Annotated in this window: 9 protein-coding genes; 3 read left to right on the forward strand and 6 right to left on the reverse strand. The window is 69.4% G+C overall.

Features of this window, described 5'->3' with window-relative positions:
* Positions 1 to 46 precede the first annotated feature (46 nt).
* From ACFFGH_RS01565 to ACFFGH_RS01580, 4 genes are all read right to left on the reverse strand, one after another.
* Complete coding sequence (locus ACFFGH_RS01565; protein ID WP_386664235.1) at positions 47 to 1,720, reverse strand: NAD(P)/FAD-dependent oxidoreductase; 1,674 nt, start codon at positions 1,718 to 1,720, stop codon at positions 47 to 49.
* A complete protein-coding gene (locus ACFFGH_RS01570) occupies positions 1,717 to 2,589 on the reverse strand; it encodes a glycosyltransferase family 2 protein (RefSeq protein ID WP_386664237.1) in 873 nt (290 codons plus the stop codon). The genes ACFFGH_RS01565 and ACFFGH_RS01570 overlap by 4 nt, the downstream gene beginning before the upstream one ends.
* Positions 2,582 to 3,358, reverse strand: a complete 777-nt coding sequence (locus ACFFGH_RS01575) for a beta-ketoacyl synthase chain length factor (RefSeq protein ID WP_386667284.1) — start codon at positions 3,356 to 3,358, stop codon at positions 2,582 to 2,584. The genes ACFFGH_RS01570 and ACFFGH_RS01575 overlap by 8 nt, the downstream gene beginning before the upstream one ends.
* Positions 3,359 to 3,454: 96 nt before the next feature.
* Positions 3,455 to 4,660 (reverse strand): beta-ketoacyl-[acyl-carrier-protein] synthase family protein, encoded by a 1,206-nt coding sequence (locus ACFFGH_RS01580; protein WP_386667286.1) that lies wholly within the window; start codon positions 4,658 to 4,660, stop codon positions 3,455 to 3,457.
* Positions 4,661 to 5,039: 379 nt separating this feature from the next.
* Between ACFFGH_RS01580 and ACFFGH_RS01585 the strand changes: the two genes are divergently transcribed.
* Positions 5,040 to 5,738: a YdcF family protein gene (locus ACFFGH_RS01585; protein ID WP_386664239.1), complete on the forward strand. Its 699-nt coding sequence runs from the start codon at positions 5,040 to 5,042 to the stop codon at positions 5,736 to 5,738.
* An 81-nt stretch (positions 5,739 to 5,819) separates the two neighbouring features.
* On the forward strand, positions 5,820 to 6,227 hold the full coding sequence (locus ACFFGH_RS01590) for a hypothetical protein (RefSeq protein WP_386664241.1): 408 nt from the start codon (positions 5,820 to 5,822) through the stop codon (positions 6,225 to 6,227).
* A 102-nt stretch (positions 6,228 to 6,329) separates the two neighbouring features.
* Here the strand turns inward: ACFFGH_RS01590 and ACFFGH_RS01595 are convergent, their stop codons facing one another.
* Positions 6,330 to 8,204, reverse strand: coding sequence for a DUF885 domain-containing protein (locus ACFFGH_RS01595; RefSeq protein ID WP_386664243.1), 1,875 nt, complete (start codon positions 8,202 to 8,204; stop codon positions 6,330 to 6,332).
* A 343-nt stretch (positions 8,205 to 8,547) separates the two neighbouring features.
* Positions 8,548 to 10,773, reverse strand: coding sequence for a dipeptidyl aminopeptidase 4 (locus ACFFGH_RS01600; RefSeq protein ID WP_386667288.1), 2,226 nt, complete (start codon positions 10,771 to 10,773; stop codon positions 8,548 to 8,550).
* Between ACFFGH_RS01600 and ACFFGH_RS01605 the strand changes: the two genes are divergently transcribed.
* Positions 10,772 to 13,867, forward strand: coding sequence for a sensor domain-containing protein (locus ACFFGH_RS01605; RefSeq protein ID WP_386664245.1), 3,096 nt, complete (start codon positions 10,772 to 10,774; stop codon positions 13,865 to 13,867). The genes ACFFGH_RS01600 and ACFFGH_RS01605 overlap by 2 nt on opposite strands.
* The last annotated feature ends 140 nt before the right edge of the window (positions 13,868 to 14,007 follow it).

Consider the following 14,007-nt stretch of genomic DNA (forward strand, 5'->3'; position numbering starts at 1 on the left):
GATCTCGGGTAAACCCGCGACGGCATCCGCCGTCGCACGAAGGCGCTCAGGCCAGCTCGGCGGCCACTTCGCGCTGCGGCAGCGCATACCACTCGGGCGACAGCAGCGGCGCGGTCGCCTCGGCGTCGGCATCCGTGCCCAGCACCGCAGCAAGCGGCGCAGTATCGAGGCCCGGGTGCTGTGCGCGCGCATGTTCGAGCAGTTCGCGCGCAAGCCTGCGCATCAGCTGCACGTTGGCACGGATGCGCTCGACGAATGCGGCCTCGTCGAGCCGGTCGTTCAACGCGCGGTTGAGCTCGTTGAACCAGCCGATGCGGTACTGGTCGAGCATGCGACCGTCGAGCTGCGAAGTCGCCGGCCGCTCCGCGCGGTTGCATTCGCCCCAGGCACGCAGCAGCGGCTGCATCTCGCGGTTCAGCGCGCTTGCGAGCGTGAACTCATCGCGCAGCCGGCCCAGCACCGCGAGGTCGCACTGGCGCTGATCGAAATACAGCGGCGCGAGCAACGCCCAGTAGAACGTGTAGTCCCAGATCACTTTCAGCGGCATGACCTGCGCATCGCCGAACAATGCGTACTGATCCTGGTACAGGCTCAGCGTGTTTTCGTAGAACGACACGTACAGCTGCTCGTACATCGACGCATACGGCGCAAACGGCGTGCCGGCGCGGTCGCGCGCGATCAAATCGCAGATGTAGGTATTGCTGAGCGCGATGAAATCGCTGCCCGGCGAATAGAACGGATCGAGGAACAACCCGGCCTCGCCGGTCAGCGCCCAGCGCTCGCGCGAGAACAGCTGCGCGCAGCCGTAGGAGAAATGGCGCAGGAACATGAAATCCTGCAGCCCATGCTCCGGCGCGGCGAGCGCGCGTGCCAGCCGCGGCTGGTGCTGCTGCAGCCACGCCATCGCTTTCGCGTGCGTGTTCATCGTCTCCAGCGGGTGCATGCCCGCATCGCAGACGATGCCGATCGAATGCGCGCCGGACGACAGCGGAATCATCCACACCCAGTAGCCCGGGCCGCAGAGGTGGTTCGTCGAACGCCAGCGGTCCGGCGGCGTGCAGCGGGCATGCCAGGCCGCGTCGCCGGACCAGTCGTTCGGATCAAGATGGCCGTCGACGCGCCACCAGGCTGCGTTCGCATCGTGCGCGTTCGGCTGCGCCAGCCCGAGCTTGCGCTTGACCAGTCCCGCGCGCCCGCTCGAATCGACCAGCCAGCGCGTGGCCAGCGCATGCGACTGGCCGTCGCGCTCGTAGCGCACGCCGTGGTCCGCATCGCCGCTGGCAGCATCGAGCCCGCGCACGATTGCGCCGTCGATGAAATCGATGCCGCGCTCGCGCACGAGACCGCCGAGGTAGTTCTCCAGCCGGCCGCGGTCGATCTGCCACGACGGCGTGGCCAGGATGCGGCTGACGCCGATCTCGGTGCAGCGGTCGATGTCCTCGCGGCCTTCGCTGAAGAAGAACCGGAAACCGAACTTGCGGATGTGCTCGCTGTCCAGGTGCGTCTGCAGGCCGAGCACGTCGGCGAGGTAGTGCGCACCGATCTCGACGGTCGATTCGCCAACCTTGAACGCGGCCTCGCGCACCGGATGACGGTGCCGTTCGAGCACGACGATGCGCAGCGCGCCGTCCTGCTGGCGCAGCTGCAGTGCGAGCGTCAGCCCGGCCAGGCCGCCGCCGAGAATGACGACGTCGGCCCGCGAGGCGGTGTCCGTGCTCACGGCGAGCGCGCGTGGACCTGCGTGCTCGGCACGCGCGTGAACTCGCCGCTGGGATCGTCGATCACCGGCGGGTGGGCGCGGACGCGGCGGTAGATGGCCAGCATGCCGCCTTCGCGCAGCACCTGCATCACCACGTGCGAGGTGATGCGCCACAGATCGCGCAGCGGATGGAAATGGCTCTTGCGGAACTGCTGCGGCGAGTCGCTGCACTGGTAGCGCGATTCGATCGGCACCGATACGCAGCGCACGCCGAGCTTGCGCGCGGCGGAGATCAGGATCTGCGCCTCGTAGACGAAGTCCTCGCCCGGCACATCGCCGAGCGCGGCGACCGCGGCCGGATACAGGCGCTGGCCGCTCTGCGTGTCCGCGATCTGGAAGCCGCAGCCCCAGGCGATGCCCCAGTCGCCGAACTCGTTCGCGAGCCGGCGGTGGGTCGGCTGCAGCGAGCGCTTGCGCAGCCGTGCGCCGATCACGATATAGCCCGGGTAGCGGTTGGCCGCATCGATCAACCGCGGCAGGTCGCTGCCGGCGTGCTGGCCGTCGCCGTCCATCGTCAGCACCGCGGCAAAGCCGCGCCGCAGCGCCTCGGCAAAGCCGTCGCGCAGACTGGCGCCCTTGCCCATGCGGCGCTCGTGGCGCAGCAGGATTACCGGCAGGTCCTTGATCTGCTCGCAGGTGCCATCGGTCGAGCCGTCATCGATGACGATCACGTTCGGGCAATGCGCCAGTGCGTCCTCGACGACGCCGCGGATGCGCAGCTCCTCGTTGAGCGCGGGAATCACGACGGCGACATTGTGCGAATCAAGCCGTACGACTGCGCGCCCGGTCTGCGAATGCTGCGCCACCGGCTGTTGAACCGTTTCAGACATCGACCACCTCCACCTGCAGCACCCGCCCCGGACCGGCCTTCAGCCGGGTTCGTGGTTCCCCGCCCGCGAGCGCCTCGAACAGCGGCAACATCGGAGCCATTGCATTGCCGCCCGCCACCGTAGCAAGCGCGCCGCCAACATCGGCTTCACCGTCCTCCAGCCACGCCCGCAGCGCGGGCGCGCCCGGGCGCCCGGTGCGCGAAAGCACCAGTGCGCCGCCGAGCAGGCCTTCGCTGCGCGAGACCTGCGCGAGCGGGCCGGCCGATGCGCCGTCGAAGCCGACCAGCAGCACGGCGTCGGCGCCGGTCGCGAGCTGCACCATCGCATCGAGCAGGCCCTGCGCGAAACTCGCATCGAACGCGCTGATCGCCGTCGCCGCGCACATCGCGCCGGCGCCGATTGTCCAGTAGCCGGCCGCGGCGTTGTGCACCGAGTTGTGGAAGCGGATCGGCGAGACCGTCGCCGGCGCGGTCGCGAGCGTCGAACAGATGTAATCGGTGATCGTCAGGTCGCCATGGGTCGAGGCGAACACCGACGGCAGCGTGGCCGGATCACGGCCGGCCATGGTGCAGGCCGACAGCGCGACGTCGAGCGCGACCGCGACCGTATCCGGCGCGCGGCGGCGCTCGTTCGGCGCCAGCAGCTGCGGCGACGGGCGCGACGGCGCCTCGCCCGGGCGCACGCCGTCGCGCACGAATGCGCGCGCCGCGTCCCAGCCGGGCAGGCCGCGTGTCCAGAAACCGATGCCTTCGAGCGAGGCGCACAGCACGGTCATGCGTTCAGATCGTCCGCGCAAAGGCCGCCGGCAGCGGCATCGAAAAAGGGCGGACGCGCACGATGTGCGCGCGATGCATGCGGCGCCTGCTCATGCACGCGCGAACACCAGCGAGCAGTTGTTGCCGCCGAAGCCGAACGAGTTGTTCATCGCATAGCGCAACGAATCACTGCGCGCATTGCCGAAACGGATCTGCGGCCCACAGGCCGGGTCCGGCTGCGAACTGCCGAGCGTGCCGGGCAGCTCGCCGTGTGCGAGCGCGAGCAGCGCGAACACCGACTCGACGATGCCGGCCGCGCCGAGCGTGTGGCCGGTGAATGCCTTCGTCGAGCTCGCATGCAGCGTGTCCGGAAACAGCGCCGCGACCGCGATCGCTTCGACGCGATCGTTTGCCGGCGTCGCAGTGCCGTGCAGGTTCAGGTAGCCGACGTCGCCCGCCGCGATGCCCGCGCGCGCGAGCGCTTCGCGCATCGCAAGCTGCGCGCCGAGGCCTTCGGGGTGCGGCGCCGACATGTGGTGCGCGTCGCTGGATTCACCATAGCCGCGCAGCTGCAGTTCACCGGTTTCGCCAGCGGCGCGTTCGAGCACCGCAAAACCACCGGCCTCGCCGAGCGACAACCCGACGCGGGTGGCGTCGAACGGGCGGCAGGGTTCGGATGCAACCAGCTGCAGCGAATTGAAGCCGTACAGCACGCTGCCGCAGAGCGTGTCGACGCCGCCGACCAGCGCGGCATCGACGATGCCGGTCTCGATCAGGCGCGAGGCCTGCGCGAAGACTTTCGCGCTCGACGAACAGGCGGTCGCGACCGTAATGCACGGCCCGCGCAGGCCGGTCACGTGCTGCAGGAAGCCGCCGAGGGAATGCACGGTATGCACGTTCGGCCGCGCCATGCGCACCGAGAACGCGGCCGCGTCGCCATCGCCTTCGAGGCCGGCATACGCGTCTTCGGTTTCGCCGATGCTCGAGGTCGAGGTGCCGACGACGATCGCGACGCGCTCGGCGCCGTGGCGGGCGACAAGTGCGTCCAGCGCCTCGGTGATGCCGTCCTGCTGCAGCGCGAGCCACGCGAGGCGGTTGTTGCGGCAGTCCCACTTCGCCAGTTCGGCCGGCAGCGCGAGGTCGTCGAGCCCGTCGACGCGGCCGATCCAGCACGGCAGCGGCGCGCCGTCGGTATCGGGACCCAGGTCGTTGCGGCGCAGGCCGCTGCGGCGCGAGCGCAGCCCGTCGAGCTGCGCCTCACGTCCCCGCCCGAGCGCGGTGGTGGCCGTGTATGCGCGCACGGCAAGCGGCGCGATCGGCGTCAGCGCGGGCAACGGCGGCAGCAGGGTCACGCGAGGCTCCGGAACAGCGGGTCGGCAGTATAGCCAGCGCCTGTCGCGCGGCCCCGCGGCGCACGCGCCGAGGCTGAACGAGACAGCGGTGGCGGTGGGGAAAGCGGGACTGGAGCAAGCCGCGAAAGGGCCGCAGCTGGAGCCGCAGAGGAGTGCAGAACCGGAACAGCACAGCGCCGGGCGCGCCCGCTCCAGAGCCGCGGTGCGGGCTCGTCGCTCGACCTTGAGTCCGCAACGGCTTATGCGTCCGTGACCGCGCCGCATGCACCGTCGTGACCGCCGGCGCATTTCGCACCGCCGCGGCGGCCGTAAACTCGAGCCCGGTTCCACTGCCTCTGCGTCGATGACGACCCGCGCCACCCACCGCATGCGCCTGTTCGGCGATCTCGATGTGCTGCACTCGGGCATCGTTGCGATCGCTGCGTGCGTGCTGACCGCGGGGCTGGTCTACGTCGGCTACCTGCTGCACGTCTGGCGCACGGCGCGTCGCGCGCCCTGCCTGCCCGAGCGCGGCGAGTGCGTGCTGCTGTTCGGCAAGCACGCCCCGCAGGGCCGCATCGACCGCGACTTCGAAGCGCGCCTGGACCGTGCGGTGTCGCTCTGGCAGTCCCGTCCGCCCGCGCACGTCGTGCTGCTCGGCGGTGGCGCGCAGGGTGAGCCCAGCGAGGCCGAGGTCGCACGTGCCGAGCTGATCGCGCGCGGCATCGCGGCCGATGCACCGCTGCAGCTCGAAGCGGCCTCGCGCGATACGTTGCAGAACCTGCGCAATGCGCGCGGCCTGCTCGGTGACACGCTCTACGTCGACGGCATGCGCCGCCGCGTCACCCTGCTCAGCAGTCGGTATCACCTGGCGCGTTGCGCCCTGTTCGCACGCCAGCTCGGTTTCGACGTCGAGCTCTGCGCCGCCGAGCCCAGACTCCAGCTCGGCCCGCGCATGGTCGCCCGCCTCGCAGGCGAGGCCGCCTATGTGTGCTGGAGCGACCTCGGCACGCGCTGGGCACGGCTGATCGGGCACCAGCGTATGCTGGCGCGCGTCACGTGACCGGCCGCGCCGGCTGACCGCGGCATCGCCCGGCACGGACGCCAATCATTCGGGGACAACCAGGGAAAAGGGGAACCAACGATGCCGATGTTGCGGGTGTTGCTCGCTGTACTTTCGCTGTTCGCATTTGCCGGTGCCGTGCATGCACGCAGCGCCGAACTCGTCGATCCCGATCCGGTCGCGATCCCGACGGGGCTCTCGTCCGAGCAGGTCGCCAAGGACATCAAGCGTGCGCTGCTCGCGCGCGGCTGGTCGGTCACTGCCGAGCAGCCCGGCCAGGTCGAGTCCACGCTGAACCTGCGCGACCACGTCGCGCGCATCCGCGTCACCTACGACGCGTCGCAGGTGCGCTTTGCCTACGTCGACAGCAGCAACCTCGACTACCGGCAAAAGCGCGGCAAGACGTACATCCACTCGAACTATCTGGGCTGGGTCGGCTTTCTCGTCAACGATCTGTCGACCAACCTGCAGCTGTCCAGCCAGGGCTGACCGCGGCTCGGGATAGCGGGCAGCGGCGCAACGCCGCGCCGCGGCCCGGCTGCCCGGAGCGAATGGACGTGGCGACAGCAGGTCGCCACGTCCTCACCGGTGTCAGCGCTTTGCTTTCTGCGCCGGGATGAACTGCTCGCGCACGGCCCGGGCCAGCAGGTCCGGTGGCAGCAGGCCCTGATCGAGCAGGAAATCGTTGAACGCCTTCCGGTCGAATTTGTCGCCGAGCGCGAGCTCGGTTTCCGCGCGCAGCGCGAGGATCTTCGAGCAGCCGTAGAAGTAGCTGCCGGCTTGCCCGGGCGAGCGCACGGTGTAGCGGTCGACTTCCTGGCGCGCCATCGCCTTCGACAGCCCGACCTCCTCGGTCAGCACCTTGAACGCGGTCTCGCGATCGATCAGCCCGAGGTTGAGCATCGGGTCGAGCATCGCGCGCGCGGCGCGCAGCAGGCGGAACTGCAGCGCGAACAGCTGACCCTCGAGCGGCTCGTACGGCACCATCTCGGCTTCGGCATACAGCGCCCAGCCTTCGACGTTGACCGAGTTGAACGCGTACAGCGTGCGCGCCAGCGAGATGCCGCGCTCGACCATCGCGGTGAACTGCAGCTCGTGGCCCGGGCGGCCTTCGTGCGCACTCAGTGTCCATGCAACGGCCGGGAAGTTGAAGTCGTCGTAGGCCCCGTCGAGGCCGGCGTTCGGGTTGCCGAGCGGCAGCACGAACGTGCCCTGCTGGCCGGTGTTGCCGATCAGCGGCGCGGGTAGGAAATGCGGCGCCGGCTGCGCGGCGCTCTCGGCCGCGGTGCCCAGGCGCATCTGCATCGGCCGCTGCGGCAGCGTGACCACGTCGTGCTCGCGGATCTTTTCCTCGAGCGCCGGCATCACGACCTCGCGGTAATGCGATTCGAGCTTGTCGTCGGGCAGCGTTTCGCGCTTGAGCGCGCGCATCACCGCGACGTATTCGGTGTCCTTCAGGCCCTTTTCCTTCGCAACCAGCGGCGCGAGCTGCTGCATCGCCGAGCGGGTTTCCATGTAACCGACGCGTGCCCGGTCGACCAGCACCAGCGGATCCACATCGATGCCGACGTTCTTGAGCTGCAGCGCATACAGCTCCGGCGGCAGTTCGTAGTTCGTGCGCGCACTCGGCAGCACAGTCGTGCGCGACCAGTCCGCGTATTGCCCGAGCTGCGTCCGCAGCGCGGCTAGCGCGGGCTTGGCCTCGGCAGCCAGGCCGTACTTCGCGAACAGCTCCTCCAGACCCTTGAGGTAGGTCGGCAGGTTCGCGAGTGATTGTTCGACTTCGATCTTCGTCGGCTGCAGGCGCTTGGGGTCGCCTGCAGCTTCGGCATAGCGCTCGCGCGCGAGCGTCGCGAGCGGCTGCGTGTCCGCGGTCAGGCCGGCGTAGCGGCGCAGGCGCTCGACCGCGTTGCGACGGCGCTCAGCTGGCACCTGTTCGCTGAGCAGGCCCTTGATGCCCTGGAACACCGTCTGGCCGACATCCATCCACGGCAGCGTCAGCCGCTCGTTGATCTCACTGGCCTCGATCGCGTCGTTCGCGGCCTGGATCAGGATCGCCAGGTCCTGCTGCACGTTCGGATCGCGCTCGGTCTTGGCCTTGGCGACGAGCTCGTCGCGGGCCTTCGCGGTCGCCGCGCGGAAACGTTCGGCGTGGCCGGGCCGGAAATCGAACACGTGGGTGTCGAAGCCGGGCACGCCGAAGAACGACATCTGCTCGGGCGTGAACGGTGCCTGCGCATCGAGCAGGATCTGCGCGTACTCGTTGCTCTGCTTCACCCAGGCCGGGGCCGGTTTCGCGGCCGGTGCCGGTGTGGCGGGCGCGGCCTTCGCGGCCGGCGCGGCGGCTTGGGCGAACGCGGGAAGCGGGCTGAGCAGCGCCAGCGTGACGGCGAGGGCGAGCGGCTTGAGCATGGCAACCTCCGGAGGGAATCGGGTCAGCATCACCGCGGACGCGGGCGCCGCCATGCGTCGAACGTCACGGCTGCGGCATCGCGCCTCGCGCGGTCAATCGAGCGGCCGCAGCAGACTGCGTGGCCGCCGATATCGAGGCGGCGAACGTAGTGCGCCGCTCGTTTTGGTCGTGCGACGGTTCGTTCGTGCCGATGCTGGTCTAGGCCCGGCCCGGTGGCAGTGGGCCGGCGGACCGGCGGACCGGCGGACCGGTGAACGGCGTACCCACAGCGCCAACCCGGTACCGCCAGCACGCCCGCATCGCCCCAGCGCCACGTAACTCAACTCAACTCAACTCAACTCAACTCAACGCGCGCCCTTCCAGCGGCCCGCTGCAGGCCGCCGGTGCAGATCCGCATTACGGCTTCAGGCAGCGCGCGAAGAAGTCCTCGGTCACGCGCAGCCGGTGCAGCAGATCGGCGCCCTTGAGCCCGTGCTTCGCGCCCGGGTAGGTCATCAGCTCGAACGGCTGGCCGCGCTGCTGCAACGCGCTCATCACCGCCGTCGCGTTCGAAAACAACACGTTGTCGTCGGCCATGCCGTGGACCAGCAGCAGCTTTGGTGCGTCGGGGCCGACCAGGCCGTCGATGTGCTCGAGCACGCGCGCCTTGCGGTAACCCTCGACGTTTGCCGCCGGCAGGTTCATGTAGCGCTCGGTGTAATGGGTGTCGTACAGCGCCCAGTCGCTGACCGGCGCGCCGGCCACGCCACAGGCGTACGCATCGGGTGCCTGCGCGAGCAGCATCAGCGTCATGTAGCCGCCGTTCGACCAGCCATGCACGCCGATGCGTTCGCCATCGACCCACGGCTGCGTGCGCAGCCATTCGACGCCGCGCTTCTGGTCCTGGACCTCGACCGTGCCCTGACGCCCGTACAGCGCGCCACCGAATTCGGCCCCGCGCCGCGGAGTGCCGCGGTTGTCGAGTGAGAACACCACGTAGCCGTTCTGCGCGAGGTACTGGTTGAACCAGTGATCGCCGCGCCCCGGCCAGCTGCGCGAGACCGTCTGCGCGGCCGGCCCGCCGTAGACGTACACGACGACCGGATACTTTTTGGACGGATCGAACCCGGCGGGCTTGATCAGGCTGTAATGCAGCGGCGTCTTGCCGTCGGCCGCGGTCAGCGTGCCGAACTCGACCGGCAGGTGCGCGGCGCGGAACGGCGCGTACGGGTGCTTGGCATCGGCGAGGTCGTTTTCGACCAGCGCGGCGATCTTCGTGCCGTCGTTGCGGTGCAGGGTGAGCTGCGGCGGCGTGCCCGGCCCCGACCAGCTGTCGACGTAGACGCTTGCATTGCCCGCGAAGCTCGCCGCATGCATGCCGTCCTCGCGCGAGACGCGCTCGATCGCACCGCCGGCCAGCGGCACGCGGTAGACCTGCGTGTCGAGCGGTGAATCCTTGCCGGCTGCGAAGTAAACCTGGCCCGCCGCCTCGTCGACCGCGAGCACGCCATCGACCGGCCAGTTGCCCGAGGTCAGCGCGGTCGCGTTGCCGGACGAGTCGACCAGGTACAGGTGCTCGAAGCCGCTGCGTTCGCTGTTCCACAGCAGCCGCCCGTCCTTCAGGAAGCGCAGGTCGTTGTGCAGCGGCACCCAGGTCTTCGAGGTCTCGGTCACCAGCGTGCGCTGGCGGCCGCTGGCGAGTTCGGTTTCGATGAGCTCGAGCTTTTTCTGGTCGCGCGACTGGCGCTGGAACGTCAGTCGCTGCGGGTCGCGCCAGTCCACGCGCGCGAGGTAGATGTCGGGGTTCTTGCCAAGGTCGACCCAGCGCGGCTTTGCGCCGGCTTTCGGCGCGATCACGCCGAGCTGGATCGCCACGTTCGGATCGCCGGCCGCCGGGTAGCGCTGCTCGATCACCTCGGTGCGGTCGGGGTAGACCTCGTGGCGCCTCTGCACCGGCACCTTGGATTCATCGATGCGCGCGAACGCGATCGCCGAGTCGTCGGGCGCCCACCAGTAGCCGGTGTGGCGGTCCATTTCCTCGTCGGCAACGAACTCGGCCACGCCGTTGGCGATCACGTCGCTGCCGTCCGAGGTCAGCTGGATCTGCTTGCCGTTGGCGAGATCGATCACCCATAGGTTGCGATCGCGGATGAAGCTGACGAAGCCGCCCTTCGGCGACAGCTTCGGGTCGGTCGCAAAGCCTTCGCCGTTGGTGAGCTTGCGCACCGCGTCCTTGCCGGACTTCGACAGGTCGTAGAGGTAGAGCTCGCCGCCGAGCGGGAACAGCAGCGACTTCGCATCCGGCGCCCACTGGTAATCGACGATGCCGCTCAGCGCGGCGATACGCTGGCGCTCACGACGCGCTTTTTCCTCGTCGCTGAGCACTTCCACGCCCGGCAGCACGTCGTTGGAATCGACGAGCATCGCGCTGCGGCCGGTGGCGATGTCGTAGGCCCACAGGTCGAGCCGGTTCTTGTCGTCGGGCTTGCCGCGCAGGAATGTCACGCGGCTGCCGTCGGGCGCGATCTTCGGCTTGAGCAGGCTCGGGCCCGACAGCGACACGTCGCCCGTGATCGCCTCGAGCGTGAGGCGGCGTTCGGGCGGGGGCGGAGTGGCAGCGGCGGCATCGGGCGTCGGGGTCATGCAGGCGAGCACCGTGGCGAGGGCAAGGGCGGGGGCGGTCCAGCGTCGGGTCATCGGCAATTGTTGCGACGGTGAAACTCCCGAGTGTAAGCGTGGCGGCGTAGAAGCACGTTGCCATGACGGGCCATTGCGGATGATGGGGGCGGCCGCACAACCGATGGGCAGGCCCATGCAAGGACAGGATCGGACGACCCCGGGACTGCTTCCCGCACTTGCGCTAGCGATGGCCGCGTACCACCTCGGCGCGCAGTGTGGAGGACGCACGACACGGGCACTTGCGCAGGAACTGGCGCAGCTGCGCGCGAGCAACGCGCGGCTGCAGCATGCCGAGCGCCTGGCTGGCATCGGCCAGTACGTCTGGAACGTCGACACGGGCACGCTGTGGTGGTCGCAGAACTGCTATCGCATCTACGGGCTCGACCCGGACGATGGCATCCGCATCGAGCGCGCGTTCGATGCGATCCATCCCGATGACCGCGACACCGCGCAACGCGTGACCGAAGCGGTGCTCAAGGGCGGCCGCCCGACCGAGATCGAACTGCGCATCGTCCAGCCGGACGGCTCGGTGCGCCACATGCTGTCCTCGGGTGAGGCGTACGTCGAAAACGGCGAGCGCCATGTGTTCGGCGTAATGAAGGACGTGACCGAGCTCGAGGACGCGCGCCGGCGACTGCTCGATGCACAGGCCAACTACCAGTTCCTGTTCGACCACAATCCGATCCCGATGTGGCTCTACGACCGCGAGCAGCTGACGTTCCTCGCGGTCAACGAAGCCGCGCTTACGCAGTACGGTTACTCGCGAGAGGAGCTGATCGGTCAGTCGCTTTCGATGATCCGGCCGCCCGAGGAGGCCGCCGCGGCGAAGCAGGCCGCCGCACGCGCGAGCTCGCAGCAGCCGCAGGGGCGCGTCTGGACGCACCTGCTCAAGGACCGATCGCGGCGGCGGATGGCGGTGTTCACGCATGACATCGAGTTCGAGGGTCGACCGGCACGTCTGGTCGCGGTGCAGGACGTCACCGAGCGCGAGCGCAGTGAGGAACGCTTCCGGCTGATCGCGCGCGCGACCAGCGACGCGGTGTTCGACCTGGACCTGCGCCATGGCGAGCTGTGGTGGAGCGATTCGCTGTACGCGCTGTTCGGCTACGAGCCCGATGCGCTGCACATCAGCCGGGCCACCTGGCAGGCGCTGGTACACCCCGATGACATCGATCGCGTGACCGCGAGCTTCGAAAAGGCGCTGGCGTCGACATCGGGGGAGTGGCGAGCGGAGTACCGCTTTCTGCATGCGCGTGGCGAGTACGTGCAGGTACTGACGCGCGGAATGATCCAGCGTGATTCCGATGGCGCCGCCGTGCGCATGGTCGGCGGCATGCTCGACGTGACCGATACGCGCCGGTATGAGTCGATGCTGCGACTGCTGCAGCGCGCGGTCGACGCGGCCGACAACGGCCTGCTGATCACCGATGCATGCGCGCCCGATCATCCGGTGGTGTACGCGAATCCCGCATTCGAACGCATGACCGGCTATGCCCCCGACGAAATCCTCGGGCGCAACCCACGCGTGCTGCAGGGCGACGATCGCGACCAGCCGGGCAATGCCGCGATCCGGGACGCGCTCGCCGGCGAACGCGAGGTGCGCGCGTTGCTGCGCAACTACCGCAAGGACGGCACGCTGTTCTGGAACGAGATGTACCTTGCGCCCGTGCGCGACGAAACCGGCGCGCTGACCCATTTCGTCGGCGTGCTCAACGATGTCAGCGACCGCCAGCAGTTCGAGGACCGGCTGGCGCACCGCGCGACCCACGACACGCTGACCGGCCTGCCGAACCGCGTCCTGCTCGAGGACCGGCTGCAGCAGACACTGCTCGCGGCCGACCGCGCCGGCGAGTGCGTCGTCGTGGTGTTCATCGACCTCGACGATTTCAAGCTCGTCAACGACAGCTTGGGCCACGGCGCCGGCGACCTGCTGCTGCGCGAGGTCGGCCGCCGCCTGCAGGCCGCGGTGCGCGAGGCCGATACGGTCGGTCGCTTCGGTGGCGACGAGTTCGTCGCCGTGCTCGGTGCCACCGGCGGCGCCGAGCAGCCGGCCGAGCTCGTCGCCCGCCTGATGCGCGCGCTCGTCGCCCCGATGCAGCTCGGCGACGTGCGCCACCTGCTGAGCGCGAGCACCGGCTACTGCGTCTATCCGGGTGACGGCCACGACGCCTCCACGCTGCTGCGCCGCGCCGACCAGGCGATGTACGAGGCCAAGCGGCGCGGTCGCAACCGCGCGGTGGCCTATCGGCCCGCGTTCGACGCCACGCTGTCGCGACGGCTGCAGCTGATCCACCAGCTGCGTGACGCGCTCGAGCGCGACGAGTTCGAACTCGCGTTCCAGCCGCAGGTCGCGGCCGATGGGGAGATCGCCGCGCTCGAAGCACTGGTGCGCTGGCGCCATCCCGCACGCGGGCTGCTGCTGCCGGCGGAATTCATCGCGGTCTGCGAAGACAGCGGGCTCATCGTCGAGCTCGGGCGCCGCATCCTGCGCGATGCGGTGTGGTGCCAGCGCCGCCTGGCCGCGGCGGGCTTCGGCCACATCCGCATCGCGGTCAATGTTTCCGCCGCCCAGTTCACCGATGACCTCTACGACGATGTCGCGCAGGCCCTGCATGGCCGCCCGCTCGCCGACGGCGGCCTCGACCTCGAGCTGACCGAGCGGGTGATCATGGACAGCCCGGCGCACGCGATCGAGCTGATGCAGCGGCTGGCCGGCCTGGGCGTGAGCTTTTCGATCGACGACTTCGGCACCGGTTATTCGAGCCTGGCCTACCTGAAACGCTTCCCGATCCAGCGGCTGAAGATCGACCGCTCGTTCGTACAGGACCTCGGCCAGGACGCCAGCGACGCCGCGATCTGCCAGTCGATCATCAGTCTCGCGCGCGCACTCGACCTGCACACGGTCGCCGAAGGTGTGGAAACCGAGCAGCAGCGCGACTGGCTGCGCGAGCGCGGCTGCGAGGAGCTGCAGGGCTATCTCTGGGGAAAGCCGCAGCCGTTCGAAACGCTGCTGCCGGCCCTGCAACACGGCCGCTGGGGAGCCCGGCCGCATGCATGACCGCGCCGCGCACGGCGCGTTGGACAGCGCATACGGGCGCTGCCGCACGAAATCGACACCACGTTTCGCTGCCGGTCGGATAGAGTCGGCTCGAGCAGGCGCTGCCGCGCCGCGCCGCATCGGCGTCGCGCTGCATGGGC

The organism is Lysobacter korlensis (assembly GCF_042434515.1).

Bases quoted from the DNA above. Each gene is read 5' to 3' on its own strand.
- ACFFGH_RS01570 (WP_386664237.1), bottom strand. From the start codon at position 2,589: ATGTCTGAAACGGTTCAACAGCCGGTGGCGCAGCATTCGCAGACCGGG.
- ACFFGH_RS01585 (WP_386664239.1), top strand. From the start codon at position 5,040: ATGACGACCCGCGCCACCCACCGCATGCGCCTGTTCGGCGATCTCGAT.
- ACFFGH_RS01590 (WP_386664241.1), top strand. From the start codon at position 5,820: ATGCCGATGTTGCGGGTGTTGCTCGCTGTACTTTCGCTGTTCGCATTT.
- ACFFGH_RS01595 (WP_386664243.1), bottom strand. From the start codon at position 8,204: ATGGCGGCGCCCGCGTCCGCGGTGATGCTGACCCGATTCCCTCCGGAG.
- ACFFGH_RS01605 (WP_386664245.1), top strand. From the start codon at position 10,772: ATGCAGGCGAGCACCGTGGCGAGGGCAAGGGCGGGGGCGGTCCAGCGT.
- ACFFGH_RS01600 (WP_386667288.1), bottom strand. From the start codon at position 10,773: ATGACCCCGACGCCCGATGCCGCCGCTGCCACTCCGCCCCCGCCCGAA.